Annotated in this window: 19 protein-coding genes; 8 read left to right on the top strand and 11 right to left on the bottom strand. The window is 55.4% G+C overall.

Annotated elements, in window-relative coordinates:
• Positions 1 to 29: 29 nt before the first annotated feature.
• The 5 genes from BP758_RS06120 (at position 30) to BP758_RS06100 (ending at position 5,532) form a co-directional block, all read left to right on the top strand.
• Positions 30 to 1,178 carry an LL-diaminopimelate aminotransferase gene (locus BP758_RS06120; RefSeq protein ID WP_292369720.1) on the top strand — a complete coding sequence of 383 codons (1,149 nt, stop codon included), beginning with the start codon at positions 30 to 32 and terminating at the stop codon, positions 1,176 to 1,178.
• Positions 1,175 to 2,467: a diaminopimelate decarboxylase gene (lysA, locus tag BP758_RS06115; RefSeq protein WP_292369718.1), complete on the top strand. Its 1,293-nt coding sequence runs from the start codon at positions 1,175 to 1,177 to the stop codon at positions 2,465 to 2,467. Before BP758_RS06120 ends, lysA begins: the two co-directional genes overlap by 4 nt.
• A gap of 10 nt (positions 2,468 to 2,477) precedes the next feature.
• Complete coding sequence (locus tag BP758_RS06110; RefSeq protein ID WP_292369716.1) at positions 2,478 to 3,776, top strand: nucleic acid-binding protein; 1,299 nt, start codon at positions 2,478 to 2,480, stop codon at positions 3,774 to 3,776.
• Between the two features lie 86 nt (positions 3,777 to 3,862).
• Positions 3,863 to 4,840 (top strand): DNA repair and recombination protein RadA, encoded by a 978-nt coding sequence (gene radA, locus BP758_RS06105; protein ID WP_292369714.1) that lies wholly within the window; start codon positions 3,863 to 3,865, stop codon positions 4,838 to 4,840.
• Positions 4,834 to 5,532, top strand: a complete 699-nt coding sequence (locus tag BP758_RS06100) for a phosphoglycolate phosphatase (protein ID WP_292369711.1) — start codon at positions 4,834 to 4,836, stop codon at positions 5,530 to 5,532. The genes radA and BP758_RS06100 overlap by 7 nt, the downstream gene beginning before the upstream one ends.
• Here the strand turns inward: BP758_RS06100 and BP758_RS06095 are convergent.
• Positions 5,514 to 5,768 (bottom strand): PRC-barrel domain-containing protein, encoded by a 255-nt coding sequence (locus BP758_RS06095; protein WP_292369708.1) that lies wholly within the window; start codon positions 5,766 to 5,768, stop codon positions 5,514 to 5,516. The two genes, BP758_RS06100 and BP758_RS06095, sit on opposite strands and share 19 nt — an antisense overlap.
• A gap of 151 nt (positions 5,769 to 5,919) precedes the next feature.
• Complete coding sequence (locus BP758_RS06090) at positions 5,920 to 6,798, bottom strand: CBS domain-containing protein (protein WP_292369706.1); 879 nt, start codon at positions 6,796 to 6,798, stop codon at positions 5,920 to 5,922.
• Positions 6,799 to 6,844: 46 nt separating this feature from the next.
• Here BP758_RS06090 and BP758_RS06085 point away from each other — a divergent pair, with 46 nt between their 5' ends.
• Entirely contained in the window at positions 6,845 to 7,837 is a 993-nt protein-coding gene (locus tag BP758_RS06085; protein WP_292369704.1) for an NOG1 family protein, read from the top strand.
• On the opposite strand, the gene BP758_RS06080 is transcribed toward BP758_RS06085, so the two are convergent.
• Positions 7,778 to 8,758, bottom strand: coding sequence for a presenilin family intramembrane aspartyl protease PSH (locus BP758_RS06080; protein ID WP_292369702.1), 981 nt, complete (start codon positions 8,756 to 8,758; stop codon positions 7,778 to 7,780). The two genes, BP758_RS06085 and BP758_RS06080, sit on opposite strands and share 60 nt — an antisense overlap.
• A gap of 64 nt (positions 8,759 to 8,822) precedes the next feature.
• On the opposite strand from BP758_RS06080, the gene BP758_RS06075 reads away from it, so the two are divergent.
• Together BP758_RS06075 and fen are read left to right on the top strand one after the other, a co-directional pair.
• Complete coding sequence (locus tag BP758_RS06075) at positions 8,823 to 9,137, top strand: hypothetical protein (protein WP_292369700.1); 315 nt, start codon at positions 8,823 to 8,825, stop codon at positions 9,135 to 9,137.
• Between the two features lie 41 nt (positions 9,138 to 9,178).
• Positions 9,179 to 10,180 carry a flap endonuclease-1 gene (fen, locus tag BP758_RS06070; protein ID WP_292369698.1) on the top strand — a complete coding sequence of 334 codons (1,002 nt, stop codon included), beginning with the start codon at positions 9,179 to 9,181 and terminating at the stop codon, positions 10,178 to 10,180.
• A 152-nt stretch (positions 10,181 to 10,332) separates the two neighbouring features.
• Here the strand turns inward: fen and BP758_RS06065 are convergent, their stop codons facing one another.
• The 8 genes from BP758_RS06065 to BP758_RS06030 all read right to left on the bottom strand — a co-directional run bounded on the left by BP758_RS06065 (position 10,333) and on the right by BP758_RS06030 (position 15,611).
• Entirely contained in the window at positions 10,333 to 11,430 is a 1,098-nt protein-coding gene (locus BP758_RS06065; protein WP_292369696.1) for a hypothetical protein, read from the bottom strand.
• Between the two features lie 109 nt (positions 11,431 to 11,539).
• Positions 11,540 to 11,686 (bottom strand): hypothetical protein, encoded by a 147-nt coding sequence (locus BP758_RS06060; RefSeq protein WP_292369695.1) that lies wholly within the window; start codon positions 11,684 to 11,686, stop codon positions 11,540 to 11,542.
• Entirely contained in the window at positions 11,683 to 12,186 is a 504-nt protein-coding gene (locus BP758_RS06055) for a hypothetical protein (protein ID WP_292369694.1), read from the bottom strand. Before BP758_RS06055 ends, BP758_RS06060 begins: the two co-directional genes overlap by 4 nt.
• Before the next feature lie 133 nt (positions 12,187 to 12,319).
• Positions 12,320 to 12,991 carry a hypothetical protein gene (locus BP758_RS06050; RefSeq protein ID WP_292369692.1) on the bottom strand — a complete coding sequence of 224 codons (672 nt, stop codon included), beginning with the start codon at positions 12,989 to 12,991 and terminating at the stop codon, positions 12,320 to 12,322.
• A 213-nt stretch (positions 12,992 to 13,204) separates the two neighbouring features.
• A complete protein-coding gene (locus tag BP758_RS06045; RefSeq protein ID WP_292369691.1) occupies positions 13,205 to 13,441 on the bottom strand; it encodes a hypothetical protein in 237 nt (78 codons plus the stop codon).
• 139 nt (positions 13,442 to 13,580) lie between these two features.
• A complete protein-coding gene (locus BP758_RS06040; protein WP_292369690.1) occupies positions 13,581 to 13,934 on the bottom strand; it encodes a hypothetical protein in 354 nt (117 codons plus the stop codon).
• A 107-nt stretch (positions 13,935 to 14,041) separates the two neighbouring features.
• On the bottom strand, positions 14,042 to 14,644 hold the full coding sequence (locus BP758_RS06035) for a hypothetical protein (protein WP_292369688.1): 603 nt from the start codon (positions 14,642 to 14,644) through the stop codon (positions 14,042 to 14,044).
• The gene (locus tag BP758_RS06030) at positions 14,637 to 15,611 is read right to left on the bottom strand and encodes a CBASS oligonucleotide cyclase (protein ID WP_292369686.1); all 975 of its coding nucleotides are present in this window, start codon (positions 15,609 to 15,611) and stop codon (positions 14,637 to 14,639) included. Before BP758_RS06030 ends, BP758_RS06035 begins: the two co-directional genes overlap by 8 nt.
• Positions 15,612 to 15,616: the final 5 nt, after the last annotated feature.

Below are 15,616 nucleotides of genomic sequence, written 5' to 3'. Positions count from 1 at the left end.
TAGCGCCTGCTCCAATGATAGGTACACGTATGTATTCCGCACGCATGAGCAATCTCCCGCCGTACCTTTTTGCACGGATTGACGAGATGAAAGCAGAGCAGCAGAAAAAAGGTGTGGACATAATCGATCTGGGCGTCGGCGACCCGGATCTCCCCACCCCGCCCCACATAGTAGAAGCCCTCTGCACCGCCGCACGCGACCCAGCAAACCACCATTACCCCTCGTATGCCGGGATGCCGGCGTACCGCGAGGCTGTTGCCGGCTGGTACCACAAGCGGTTCGGGGTCAGGCTCGATGCTGCAAAAGAAACCCTTGCCCTGATGGGCTCAAAAGACGGGATCACCCATATCGGCGAGGCATTCGTGAACCCGGGCGACTACGTGCTCGCCCCGAGCCCCGGCTACCCGGGGTACTCGACCGGCACCCTGTTTTCCGAAGGAAAAGTCCACGAGATGCCGCTCCTGCGGGAGAATAATTTCCTCCCGGTCCTCGACAATATCCCGGACAAGGTTGTCCGCTCGGCAAAGCTCATGTTCATCAACTACCCGAACAACCCCACGGCAGCCATTGCCCCCCTCTCGTTTTACAAAGAGGTCGTGGACTTTGCCGCGGACCATAACATCGTGGTTGTCTCGGACAACCCGTACTCCGAGGTAGCATTCGATGGTTACAAAGCCCCGTCGTTTTTAGAGGCAAAAGGGGCCATGGAGGTAGGGATCGAGATGCACTCGCTCTCGAAGACCTACAACATGACCGGCTGGCGGATCGGGATGGCAGTCGGGAATGCGGAGATCCTGTCCGGCCTTGGCCGGGTCAAGACCAACGTTGACTCCGGGGTCTTTAACGCTGTCCAGCACGCGGCAATTGCCGCCCTCTCGGGCCCCCAGGACTGCGTCAGAGAGGCCTGTGCTATCTACCAGGAGCGCCGCGACGTACTGGTCGGCGGGCTTCGAGAGCTCGGCTTTGATGTTCCCTCCCCGAAGGCGACATTCTATGTCTGGATGCCGGTAAAGGACTGCATGTCCTTTACGGCAAAGCTCCTGAATGAAGCCGGTATCGTCGTGACCCCCGGCGTTGGCTTTGGTTCCGCGGGCGAGGGCTATGTCCGGTTTGCAATCACCCGGCCGGTGGAGCGGATACGCGAGGCTCTTGAACGGATGCGGAGGTTATCGCTGTGAAACTTCCCTCTCACCTCGCGGTCAAAGGAGGCCACCTGCACATCGGGAGCCAGGACTGCGTTACCCTTGCCGCAAAATACGGCACCCCGCTCTACGTGACCAGCGAGGACCGGATCTGCGAGCACTTTACGGCGTACCGTGCCGCGCTCTCCAAACGGTACGAGAAGATACAGGTCCTCTTTGCGGCAAAGGCAAACGGCAACCTTGCCGTGATGAGGGCGCTCGCAAAACTCGGCGCCGGGGCGGACATCTTTTCCGCAGGCGAACTCGCCCTCGCCCTCGAAGCGGGGATGCCGGCGGAAAAGCTGCTCTTTAACGGCAGCTCAAAGACCCCCACGGACCATGCCCTTGCAGTAAAGCACGGCGTGAAAGTCTCGCTCGATTCCCTTGATGAGCTCCACCAGCTCGATGCAATCGCGGCAAAGGCCGGTAAAGTTGCGGAGGTCTCGTTCCGGGTCAACCCGGCGCTCGAAGTCCCGACCCACCCGAAGATCGCTACCGGCCTGAAAACCAGCAAATTCGGGATCCCGCACGAGCAGATCCCTGCGGCATACCGGGAAGCGCTGGCCTGCAAACACGTAAAACCTGTCGGGATCCACTGCCACATAGGCTCGCAGATCCTCGAAGTAGCACCGTTTGCAAAGGCAGCAGAGGTCATGGTGAGAATTGCAAAGGAACTCGCCGATATGGGCGTGAAGCTCGAGTTCTTCGATCTCGGCGGCGGCCTTGGCGTCCCGTACCACCACGATACCGATCCGGCACCGACGCCGGAGGACTACGCGAATGCCGTGATGCCGGTCTTCCTTGACGGGATTAAGAAAGCGGGGATCACCCCCACGCTCTGGATCGAGCCGGGCCGGTTCCTTGTTGCCGATTCAACGGTCCTTCTCACAAGGGTGAACTCGACAAAGGCCGCCCACAAGCGGTTTGCGAACGTTGACGCGGGGTTCAACCTGCTCATACGGCCCGCAATGTACGACTCCTACCACGAGGTCGTTGTCGCAAACCGTGCGGACGCCCCGCTCACCTCCGAATACACCGTGACCGGGCCGATCTGCGAGACCGGGGACATCCTTGCCGCAGACCGGAAGCTGCCCGAACTTGCGGCAGGAGACCTGATCGCCGTGCTGGACGCCGGTGCATACGGGTACGCTATGTCCTCGCAGTACAATGGCCGGCCCCGCTGTCCTGAAGTCCTCATCCACGGCAATGAAGAGGCGCTCATGCGGCGCGGCGAGACACTTGCCGACCTGACCGGCACCATGATCCGGCCACCCTGGCAGCGGTAGGGAGTATATCGTGGTCCTCTTCCACTATGCGCTGGTCGACGACCTCATCAGCCAGGAAGAGTTCGAACGGCGCGTAGAGGCAAAGATCGACGAGTGCGGGGATCTCCTCGACGAGCCGACCGCGGCGATGCTTGTGGTCGATGCACTCGGGCGCCAGCATGTCAAAGTAAAGGAACTCTCGGGGAAATCCAGCCTTTTTTGTTTCTTTGCAAAGGTCGTCGACAAGACCGAGCCAAAGGAGTTCGACCGGAAAGACGGGGAGAAGGGATGGGTTGCGACAATCCTTGCCGGAGACGAGACCGGTACCACCCGGATCGTGCTCTGGGACGAGCGGGCGGGAGCGGTCTGCGAGATCGTTATTGGCGACGTGCTGGAAGTGATCGGGAGGCACCCGGCAAACAGCACGAGGGAGATCTATGCCCTTGCGCTCCGGAAGGTCACCTGCGAGATTACCTGTGCGGCAACGGCGGGAAACAGCATCTCGATGGAGCCGGTTGATCTCGATGTTGTCGTGATCAATGCAGACGAGCCCCGCACCTTCTCCCGCCGTGACGGGACGACCGGGGAACTCAGGGAGTGCCTTGTCGGGGATGCACAGGGTACTGCCCGGCTCGTTGCCTGGGCACCCGACCTTCTTTTGGGCATAGCACCGGGAAGCACGGTCCATATTACCGGGGCAAAGCCCGACCGGCGTGCAGAGGGCCGGGCTTACAGTATAGATGAGACAAGCACGGTGACCCTCACGGACACGGCCGTGACCGTTCCCTTTACCCCGCTCGGGGCAGTCGCGGATACCGGACAGTACTCCGTCACGGGCGAGGTAAAGGCTGTGCAGGAACCCCGGTCATTCACCACCAAGGCCGGCAACCCGTCGTGGGTGAGAAACATCCGCATCAGCGACGGGACCGACGATCTCGCGGTGGTGCTCTGGGGAGATTTTGCCCTCCAGCCGGTCCGCCCGGGCACCCGGGTCGAGATTTACCACGGGTCCGCCCGGGCAGGACGGTTCGTCGGGATCGAGCTTGGCGTTGGCAGGGGGAGCGTCTTCCGGCTTCCGCAGGAAGAGCGCCGGGCAGTCGTCTTTACCGGGACGGTAATCCCCGGGAACGGGGGCACGTTCATCGACAACGGGACCGAACGCTACCTTGTCGAGGGCGATTACCCGGCCGGTACCGAGATCGCAGTCACCGGGGTGCTTGCCGGCAGCCGGATCATCCCCGATACTGCGGTACCGGCCGAAAAGGATCTGCAGGATGTTGCCGGGCGTCTCGCCGCTCTTATCGCACGGCTGGAAGCATCCCGGCCCTGATACTTTTTCACTTTCACCCCCCGCAGGGCCCCGGGTTATATAGCGAGAATTAAAATGGTGTTGTGCCATAGGAGATGTAACAAGAAATGGCTGACAAACCACTGGATATAGAGGATCTGCCCGGAGTCGGGCCGTCCACCGCTGACAAGCTGCGCGAAGCAGGATACCTTTCGGTCGAGAGCATTGCAACCGCCTCGCCTGCCGAGCTCTCCGAGATCACCGAGATCTCCGAGTCCACGGCAAAGAAGATCATAAAAGCCGCCCGCGAGGCCGCAGATATCGGTGGTTTCAGGACCGGAAAAGACATCTTCGAGCAGAGGAAGGAGATCAAAAAGCTCTCGTTCCGCGTACCCGAAGTAGATGCACTTCTCGGTGGCGGCCTTGAGACGCAGGCAATCACCGAACTCTACGGTGAATTCGGTTCCGGTAAAAGCCAGATCGTCCACCAGCTGGCAGTCAACGTCCAGCTGCCCGAGGAACAGGGCGGCATGAACGGCAGCGTGATCTACATCGATACCGAGAACACGTTCCGTCCCGAGCGTATCGAACAGATGGTTGCCGGCCTTGGGATAGACGGTGTCCCGGATACCCAGACGTTCCTTGACAATATCCACATTGCCCGGGCCCACACCTCGGACCACCAGATGCTCCTCGTCGAGAACTCCCGCGATCTTGCAAACGAGCTCAAAGAGACCGACAAGCCGGTGAAACTCTTTATCATCGACTCGCTCACCGCCCACTTCCGTGCCGAGTACGCCGGCCGTGGCACGCTCGCCGCACGGCAGCAGAAGCTCAACCGGCACATGCACGACCTCTTCAAGCTCATCGACGAGCACAACGCGGTCGGCCTTGTAACAAACCAGGTCATGTCCAACCCCGCAGTCTTCTTCGGCGACCCGACAAAGCCCATCGGGGGAAACATCGTGGGCCACACTGCAACCTTCCGTATCTACCTGCGTAAGAGCAAGGCAGGCAAACGGATTGCCCGGCTCGTGGACAGCCCGAACCTTCCCGAGGGAGAGGCTCCGTTCATGGTCGAAGAGGCGGGACTTAAACCGTGTTAAGTGCGCTTGTTACGGATATTGACGGGACAATAACGGATCCAGCCCGGAGAATCGACCCGGAAGCTCTGGCAGGTCTCCAGGAGCTTGCACAGGACGGCATCGAGGTCGTCCTTGCAAGCGGGAATACCTCCTGTTTCATGGACGCCCTCTGCAAAATGGCGGGCACGAAAGGCACGTTCATTGCCGAGAACGGGGGGGTGTACCGTATCGGGTACTCCGGCGAAATCCATGTTATCGGCGACCAGGCGGTCTGCCGCAGGGCCCTTGAAACGGTAGAAGCGCATTTCAAAAAGAAGGGCATTTCCCTGGAGTACTACAACCTCGCGTACCGGTTCGCGGACCTTGCCTTTGCCCGCACGGTGCCGGCAGACGAAGTAAAAGAAGTACTCGCCGGCCAGCCGGTCCAGGTGATCGACACCGGGTTTGCCATCCACCTCCAGTCTGAAGGCGTCAGCAAGGGAACGACCCTTTCCCTCCTTGCCCGCGACCTGGAGCTCTCCCCAAAAGACTTTTTTGCCATCGGCGACGGGATTAACGACGCCGGCATGATCGCTGCTGCCGGTAAAGGGGTCACGGTTGCAAATGCCCATCCCGAAACAAAAAAGGCCGCCTCTGACGTGATGGACGCGGGGTATGGAACCGGCTTTGTACAAGCCGTAAAAAAGTATCGGCCCTATCTCCGGGCAAGGTAACGGTCGACGACGATATAGTCCTTGATGTCCTTTACTGCCTCAAAGGGAACGACAAGCAGGTTGCCGTCTTCTAATGCATACCCGTCGGTCACAAAGGACTGGTCCGGGTGGATGATTAAATCGAGGACCTGCCCCGAATCGAAATCGACCCGGAGGTTCTTGAGCACACCGACGAGCTTTCCATCGTTGCTCATGATCTTTTTCCGCGAAAGACTGCGGGCAAACGTACGAGTCATGAAAAAAAATACAGCCCTGTTACTATTTAAATTGTTCTGAAATGGCGGGGCAGGAAAGGCGCTTTTCTGAATCCAACCGGCAATTCTGGTTATTTTTCCGTACTGCCGGGGAAAAAAGGGAAATTATCCGGTCGTTGCCGATGCCTCACACTCAGAGCGAGGGGATGACCCGGATAACATCGGACTGGGTGAGGATCCCGACCGGTTTATTGTTCTCGGTCACGATCAACCGCCCGATCTCGCGTTCCTTGAACCGCCGGACCACCTCAAAGAGCTTGATGTCGGACGGAGCCTCGACAACCTCCTTTGTCATCACCTTTGAGACCGGGGTCTTTAAGGGCAGGTCCTGGTCGAGGGCTTTTGTGATATCGCTCATCGTGACAATCCCTGCAAGGTGTTCCCCGTCAATCACCGGTGCGCCATGGATATGCTCCCGGGTAAAGAGGGCTACCGCATCGCGGAGTGTCGATGTGCTTGCAAGCGATAAGAGCGGCGTACTCATGTAGGCCTTGATCGGCTGCTTGGGGAGCGAGATCATCTCGGACGTGGCAATGAGAAGCGACTGCTTGACCTCGTCTTTCCCAAAGACCTCGCCCCGAATCAGCAGTTTGTTCACCGGGGTCGGCCCGATCGTAATCTTGTCGCCAATGTCGAAGATCTTCGAGCTGCCCACGAGCTTGATTACCGCATGGCAGATGTCCGGGTGGCAGAGGGTGGTAAAGTCCACCTCCTGCACGTGCACGCCTTTGACCTCCACGCCATCGCGGCTGATCGGGACATCGTAGTCCCCGCCCGAGACATTTAAGTTGAGCTCCTTGTACGCCAGTTCCGTAGGGATATACCCGCCCTTTGGCCCGGGCACGCCATCCACAAGGCCGATCGCCTTTAAGGACTGCATCTGGTTGCGCACAGTACCCGGGTTGCGCATGATCATATCGGCAATCTCCTCGCCTTTGATGGAATGCGACTGCTGGTGATAGAGGGTAATGAGCGTGATTAAGATATCCTTCTGGATGAGCGAGAGCTCCATAACGATAAGACGTATAACTGTCTATGGATATATAGGTTGGAGTTTTGTGGAATTCGAACGGATGCCGACAGTGCCCACAGCAGATGAGATCCTTGACCGGAGCTTTCGCCGTGCAGCAAAAAAGCGTAAAGAGAAGACAAACAAGGATCGGGCTAACGAAGAGTTTGTAAGAGCCGTCGGCGCGGCAATCCACGACCGGCTGGTCTACATCATCCGGGGATTCCCTGAGTTTGAAAAGATCCCGCCCTTTTACCGGGAGATGGCCGATATCCTCTACGGGGTCGATAAGATCAAGCAGTCCCTCGGGGCGGTCGGCTGGGCGGCAAAGCACACGAAGATGGTAGGCCACGAGATCGCGGTCCAGACACGGAAAGCAGCCGATACCATGGTGTACCGGAAACGTGCGGTGGCGCGGCTTGCCTCCATGGTCCACCAGATCGACGATGACCTGCACTTCTTAAACGAGGTCAGGAATACCCTCCGCAAGCTGCCCCATGTCGAGGATGCATTTACGGTCGTGATTGCGGGATATCCGAACGTCGGCAAGTCCTCCTTTATCCGGCTGGTCTCCACGGCAACGCCCGAGATTGCGTCCTATCCGTTCACGACAAAGGGCGTGATCGTAGGACTCCGCCAGACCGGCAGGGAACGGGTCCAGTTCGTCGATACCCCGGGTATCCTCGACCGCCCCTCCGAAGAGAGAAACCCCATCGAACGGCAGGCGCTCTCCGCAATGATGAACGTGGCAAGCGTGATCCTCTATGTCCTCGACCCCTCCGAGCACTGCGGGTACCCCATGGAGATGCAGCTGCGGCTGCTCGACGAGGTAAAGGGCATGGTCAGCGTTCCGGTGATTGTCGTGGCAAACAAGTCCGACCTTACGGTTGCGGAAGGCTACCGCTCCATGTCAACGGAGACAAAAGACGGGGTGGACGAGGTGCTCGCCGAGCTCCTCTCCCACAAAAAGGACTGGGAATCCTCACGCAAAGCCGATGAGAGCCCAGCCGATGAGAAACCCGAGGATCGTCCCGCCATTTAACGGGGGCAGGCCGGCCTGCGGCTTTCCCGACATCACGAAGTGAAGCAGGATGACAAGGCCGCAGACCGAGCCGATAATTGCCCCGAGCGCCGGCAGGTTAAAAAGGCCGAAATATTTTGTCCCGTGGGTGAAGATCGCGGCAGATACCACGAGGATCGCGGGCATGATGAGGTCGCCCATGCCGATGATAAAGGCGGAACGCTCGGTGCCTTCCTCAATCTTCCCGATCCCTTCTTTGATAAACGAGTAGTCGCGCTTTTTGGGGATCACAAAGAGGATCGGCGTTTTTAAGTCCATCACTCCCTCGGCAAGGGTGAGCATGTGCTTGGTCTTGTATACCGAGATCGCATCGTAGACTGCGAGGATTGCGAGGAGGAGGAGGACCGGCAGCACATCGAGCGATGCCCCGAAGATCGCGGCAACGCCGGCGGCAAGGAGGAGTCCCAGCAGGTCGATCACGTACCACTCGGGGTACTTGTACAGGAGCAGGGTGGCAGCCACGGAGAGCCCGAGCACGAGACCGGTTGCAAGGAGGGTTTCAGCGGTTGTCGAGTACACGAGAACCGCCGGCACGATATCCTCCCACCAGGCGCCGGTCCCCGTGGTGCTGATGTTTGCAAGGCCGTATACAATGGCGGCAAAGACAAAGCAGAACGTAAAGAAGATGGCAACGCCGATGATGGCGGCGATCAGCTTTTTTAGGGCATATTTGATCAGCACCAGAAGGACGATGGTAAACCCGAGGATGATCGCAAGGAAGATAAACGGGTTTGCTACCGATTCCGGGTCCTCGAAGGCAACGAGGCCCGCGGACTGGACCGGGAAGGCAAGGAGGAGGGCGCCGAGTTCCACGATGATAAGAAAGATCGGCATGACAAGGACGGGCAGGGCGTCCCTGAAGCGGGCAAGTGTCGTGTCCATGAAGTACGTGCTCCTGAAGGTGAGAGAGTTAACTTAATGATGTGCGCTCTCATCATCTAAAAGCATGGACATTCCCGAGTATCTCCCCGATATTATCCTTACGGCCGTCATGGTCGTCTCCACCCTCGTCCTGATCCTCCGGTTCTGGCAGGACATCATCATCGCAGTCGCCGCCGCCCTCATGGCGCTCTCGCTTGGCGGGCTCTTCCTCTCATTGGAGATCAAGGTGAGAAACCTTGAAAAGAACGTGATCACCCGGGAGCGGATGCTGCGCACGAACCTCGAGGAGATCTCCGGCAATATGACAGAGAAATACGATAAGACCACGGCAAAACTCGAAGACCTGGTGACCGAACTCTCCAAACGGGCCTACAAATAAGCGTGCGGGGAGCACAAACCTATAAGGAAGAGTGACGTGCCATGGGTGTCGCACTGCGGGATATCATCGCCGATTACAAAACCCCGGTCTCCTGGGAAGGGCTCTCGGGAGTGGCAGCGGTCGATGCGAATAACACGCTCTACCAGTTCTTAACCATCATCCGGCAGCCGGACGGGACGCCGCTGATGGATTCCAAAGGCCGTGTAACCTCGCACCTCTCGGGTATCCTGTTCCGGATGGTCAACTTCCTTGAGAAAGGGATCAAGCCGGTCTTTGTCTTTGACGGGAAACCGCCCGAGCTCAAGCAGGAGACGAACGCAGAGCGTAAAAAGCTCCGCGACGAGGCCGGGGCGAAGTACAAGGCAGCAGTCGAACGGGGCGACGATGAGGAGGCATACAAGCAGGCCCGGTCGGCGACCCGGGTGGACGAGACGATCATCGCGACCTCTAAAGAGCTCCTCGATCTGTTAGGGATCCCGTACGTGCAGGCTCCCTCGGAAGGCGAGGCACAGGCGGCATTCATGGTGCAGCGGGGGGATGCCCGGTTTGCGGTCTCGCAGGACTACGATACGCTCCTTTTTGGCGCACCGCTCCTGATGCGGAACCTGACCGTGAGCGGGAAGCGCAAGATCCGGGGCCGGGTCGTGACGGTAAACCCGGAGCGGGTGGCACTCCCCGAGGTGCTCGCCGGCCTCTCGCTTACCCGGGAACAGCTCGTGGAGATCGGGGTCCTTGTCGGGACCGATTTTAACCCGGGGGCGGCCGGTGTCGGGGCAAAGACCGCGTTGAAGATCGTAAGAAACGGGGAGTTTGCAGCAAAGCTTGCCGAGAAGTGCCCGGGCTTTGACCCGGCGCCGGTGATGGACTTTTTCCTCCGGCCCCCGGTGACGACCGAATACTCCCTTGCCTGGGGCCACCCGAGCGTTGAAGGGATCAAACGGATGCTCTGCGACGGGTACGAGTTTGCCCCGGAGCGGGTCGATGCCGCGCTTGAACGGTACTCGACAAAGGCCGGGCAAAAGACGCTCGAAAGCTGGTTCTGATCCCGGCCTCTCCTTTTACCGGGTAAAAGGTTTCTTTTTTTAGTTGATCCTGTGCGGGCAGGCTCGTTTCTTTTCCGTACCGGCACAAGGCTATAAAAAAAATTCGGGGTTTGCGAAAAACGGGCAGTTTTTTGTCTGCCCGGTCTTTCGTTTTACTGCATCGGGAGGATGCCGATTTTCCTTAACTCGGCAACGGACAGGTCCTGGGAGTTACCGGACTTGAAGTTCCCGTTTGTTATCTCCGTCTGGTACTCCTGGTCCCCGTACGCGGCTGCTTCCTCGAATGTCGAAGACCCGGTCATCGTGGTCTCAAGGCAGGCCATCTGGCCGGCAGCATTGGGTTTGGTGTCGTAACAGACGAACGCATGGGTGGGGAGGACGATGATGTGGGGGTTTATGCCAATGGATTCAAAGGCCGAGGCATACAGGACGGTGCCGTCGATACAGTTGGCCGATTTCGAGGAGATGGACTCTGCCGGCAGCCGGACCCTTTGCGAGGCTTCGGTCTCCCGCCCGTAGGCAAGGGGCGAGTTGACGTAAGTGATCTGGTAATCGTTCTTGAGCGCGGTAAAGATCGCCTTTACCTGGGCATTGGTGTCGGCTTCCCATTCTGCATCCGTGCAGGTGTCGCCGCACTGGTACCCGGTCATCGATTTCCCGGCATTGTAGTTGGCAGCCTTGCGCACGAGCGGGTCGATATCGGCAGCATGCGGGGTTACCCACGCGGCAATGTACGGAGTCATGTCGTTCCATTCCGCGCCATCGTAAATAGACCAGACCATGGTATCCTTTGCATAGATCTTGACGGGCTCGGTCTGCTCGTCGATGCTGGTCCCGTCAGAAAGGGCGACCTTGTAGTGGAGCGTTGCGGAGGTCATTTCCGCGGGGATGGCGCTTGTGCGAAGCTGCGGGGTCTGCCCGACCGTTATGTTCCCGTGGGCAGGAACTTCGACGGTGTTGATCGCTTTCTCGGTATACCCCTGGATCTCCGATTCCACGGTGACCGTGCGGGCGGTGTCCGAGGGGTTGGTGATGTCGAAATCGATAAAGGTCATGTTGAGGTCGGGCATCTGGAGATACGTGGAGGCAAGGACGCTGTCCATTGCGCTGACGTTCACGCTCATGCCGCCTTTACCCGTACCGGTGGCAGACGATCCGCCGGATGCCGGCGGTGCGGAATCGGTACAGCCGGCAGACAGGACCAGAATTACAAGGAATACTACTATCAGGACTGGAATACAGCGCTTCATGGCGGTTCTGTTATCAATGCTTCCTATTATGGGTTTGCTTTTTTAGGAACTACACGGAGCGTCCTAAAACGGGGGCCGGCAGGGAAACCTCCCCCGCCGGCGGTTGTTCTTACTTCTTTTCTTCGTTTGTCTCCATGTGGTCGAGGACCCGGTCCCACATGACCAGCAGGCCCGGGATTACCACGTAGGCAAGGAGGCCGGTGCCGAGGAAGGCACCGGCCAGGATCATCTCGTTGTCCATAACGGATCGCCTCATGCAAGGGCCGGGATACCGTCTGCCCAGGTCTCGATGACGGTCCGGATGGACTCGTCTTCGTAGGACGAGAGCGAGACCTTCTCCCGGGCAAATGTCACGAGGAAGATCTCCCCGTTTGCCGCATGGCATTTGAGCGTCGCGGAGAACAGGTCTCCGTCCGAATCATGGGCCGGGTTGCCCCCGTGCGCCGTGACATTGGCGGAATTTGCAAGGACTGCTGCGATGCCGGCCTTGTAGCCGGCGACCGTGCGGTAGCTCTCCGAGCCGCTGCCGATCTTTTTTGCGTCCTCATCCTGGTACACGAATTTTGCCGTGTAGTTCTCCTTTGACTTCTCTACGGGCGGGTGGTTGGCGCCCGAGTTCATATACGATACACATCCGAACGGGTTGTTCGTGATGACGGACTGGACAAGCGTGTTGAACGCGTCCACATCCGCAAGCGGTGCCGCGAGTTTGCGGACCGCACTCTTTACTGCACTGTTTGGTGCGAAGTCTGCCATTTTTTTCACTTCCTTTCTTTTTTTTCTCTTGTCTCGGGGCGCCCTTTGACATACCATCATAGGAGTTCTGAATATATAGCGAAAAAAAGGGAAGTGGATCCGGGCCCGATTATTGCCCGGATACGCAATCGGGTCAGGGAGAGTTACGGGTCTGTTGTTCTACGAGATTTTTTTGCCCGGTTTGTCCTGCAACCTTCCCGGAGGGCTGCGTTTTGAAGAGTTTTGTAACTGTTGTGACGTTTGCAATGCCCCAGTCAAAGACCCGGTAGCGGGCAAGGCCAATTTCCCGGGAGAAGATCCAGAGCTCGATGCTGTCTGCCGGTGAGCGGTAGTAGGACCGGAGCAGGAGGATCTCGGGGAGGTAGAGCTCTGCCACCCGGGCAGCGCCACGGACCGGCTCGCGTGGCCGGACGATCTTGACCAGGATCCCCTGCTCCGGCGACCTGCCCACAAGGTCAAAGACCGGGGCCGGCCCGGTGGTTTTGCCGATAATGTATCCCTCGGCCGCGAGGATTTTTGCCGCCTCGAACGTGCCCTTTGGCGGGCGGAGCCAGATCTCATGGGGACGTGCAGATCCTGCCTTCGTCTTCCGGTGGCTGCCGGCCCGGGTTTTGCGGTTTTTTACGGTGCGGCGGTGTGAAGTCCTGCCGGTGCCGCCCGGTAGCTTTTTTGTGCCCGGTTCCGGAAGAAGAACATTTGTTGTCTCACCTGCAATGGTGCAGGGAATAATCCGGTTGCTGTACGTGGCACCGGATGCAATCGCACCCGGCGCAATCACGCCCTGTTCTGTGGTCTGGGTTGCCATAGGTACTACACCTCGTTTTCGCCCGTGACCCGGGGCCGGGGTATTCTTTTGTGGGGATCGCGACGGGCGGGCGCATCCGCTCGTCAAAGGGAATGACAAGGCCGGCCCGGTGCAGGGTCATACCGCTTTTTTTTGGAAACGGTACGGGCCGGATAACCTTCGGCAGCATACGCTGTGCAGGTAATCAGGAACCCGTAATGACCGGACCGGCGGTCAACGACGTATAGAAGAGATGGCGGGCGAGAAGATCCCGGCCCGGGCACCCGCAGCATGCATCCCGAAACCGGCATTCAGATAGATCGGTGCTTTTTCCTTCTCAAAGAGCCCGAAGAGGCCGCAGGTCAGGGTCATGAGGACGGCAAAGACTTTCGCAAAGCGGCGGGCGACTTTCTTTGGATACCCGATATTCGCGATCTTCCTCGTTACCTTGGTGCAGAATGTCAGGGACATAGTTGATTATTCCTTACAAGGTTATGCCGGGTTAAATGCTTCGTGTAAGCTGCGGGAATTTTGGAAGTTATCGGGGGGAGCTGTCGGTGAAGATAAATAGGGAGTTACTCCGGTTTGGGGATTGAAACTAGTGGAAAAATCAGGATCTTTTACGTGGTTTGGTGAGATATGCAATAATCGCAGCCAGTAAAATAGTGACAAAAATTCCAATAAAAAATGCTTCTAATCTTTTTCGTGCGTCTGTCTTTTGTTGAATTTCCGGATAGTTTATAACATCTCCTTGAATTTGAAATTGGGCGAGTCCTACTTCAATATCATTTAATTTTATTGTTTGTTCTGTGATAGAGCCCCTTATCTCCATTAAAGCAGTTTTATTTTCAGCTGCGACAGCTTCCTCTTGTTGCTTGGTTTTCAAATAAAAAAAGTAGGCTAGAACAATCCCAACTATCCCTATTATTAGACAGGCCGCATCAATTAGGATTAGTTCGTCCATTATTTACGATTGTATTTTAAAGATAAAATTGTTTTTTATTGATTTGAGCAATGTGGAATTATGAAAAACACATCTTTTAATCGAATAAAATGAGGTGAAGAAAGTTATTAATCCGAATTCTTATTTAGAGACGCTGCTTTCTCAATATCCAAATTATGATCTAAATCTAATTTTTTACTTATGTCCACTTTAAGGTAGTATTGTTGTTTAATTTTTAGGAATTCTAAATTGGAAATATCGTTTGGAGGTAATATCTGCTGTATCTGGGAATAGCGATCTTTCAAAGCATTTAATTTGATCATCTTTTTCTCATCACTATATTTTTTTAATTCGACATGTCGGAAACTATGGCATTCTCTAATAAAATCCGTCAATATTTTCTCTCCTTGGAGATGGCGAGCATACCGTTCATTAATTCCAAAAATTCTATCCGATATTGAAAGAAATAATACTCCCATTCCTGCAAGAGCAATAATAATTCCAAATATGGTATTCGCAGTTCCGTCAAGATGGATCAATACTGGGACAATTAACGATAGAAATGCGATACCCATCGTAAGTAATACCGTGAGGAGTAATATAAGGTCGGCCCATCGTTTACATTTTTTTGAACAAAAAACCTGAATTTCTCGTAAAATTTCTGATTTTCGTTGAAGATCTTTAATTACGTGCTCAATACCTGTTTCATTTTCAGTGGTGTTATCACTCATTTATATCTCCAAGAATTTTTTCCCATTCTTCGATATTTGCATTAGAATCTGCATTTTTCATTCTATCGGAAATTCTTTTAAGTGTATCACTGACATTTTTTCGTTGAAGTGAGTCATTCGGGCCAAGATAATCATCAACATGAATGGATTGATGCGTACTATCTTTTATTTGAGTTTTGACTTCAACGGTTGCTTTTTCAAAGAAATATTTCAGCATAAATTTAGGAGTCCTAGGGGCATCTTCAGGGTAACCTCTAAAAATTTTAATTGCAAGTGATTCGATATGATATCCTGATAGTTGTTGATCCTCTGGCAACTGAGAATTGATACTTTTTGCAATTTTGATAACTGGAATAACTTTTTGCCCACAATTTTGGTTTGTTTCCGTTAGTTTGGCTGCGAATTTATCAGGTCGTGTAACATTTGACCAAGAATTCCTTTTTTCCTCTTGGATGCGGTAACCCTCACCTCGTTTAAGTGCAGGAAGTAATTGAATTTCGGTTCCATCGGAAAAAATCACTGTAATTGCCAAACTTCCTGTATGTATTTCCTTGACATGCTTCAATCTTTTTTGCAATACGGATTTGAGGTATATTTTAATTTCTTGGGGAGATTTGTCGGCCAATTCTGAATTATTGACAAGAACTAGAACATCAACATCACTCAGTCCATCAATATAGGTATGTTTGCTGACAGATCCCGCAAATTTTAACTCGATCGATCCTTCATTATCATCTTCAATTATTTTTCTGATGTCCTTCAGATGTTCACGATGAATTTCTGTGTCCCTGTCATTGTAAACACTTAGTTTTTCGTTGATTTTTTCGTTAATATCTGTCTCGTAAGATTCAGATTTATCTTGGATCCTTTTTCGTGTCAATAGATCCTGAAATTGTTCAATTGTGGCTTGACCGTCCTGCGGGCCATGTTTTTCTACATATTCCTTCGGTGCAATATCTCCTCCCATGAAAA

The sequence above is a fragment of the Methanoregula sp. UBA64 genome (genome assembly GCF_002502735.1).
Classification (GTDB): Archaea; Halobacteriota; Methanomicrobia; order Methanomicrobiales; family Methanospirillaceae; genus Methanoregula.
This window is presented reverse-complemented; position numbering and strand designations above follow the sequence as displayed.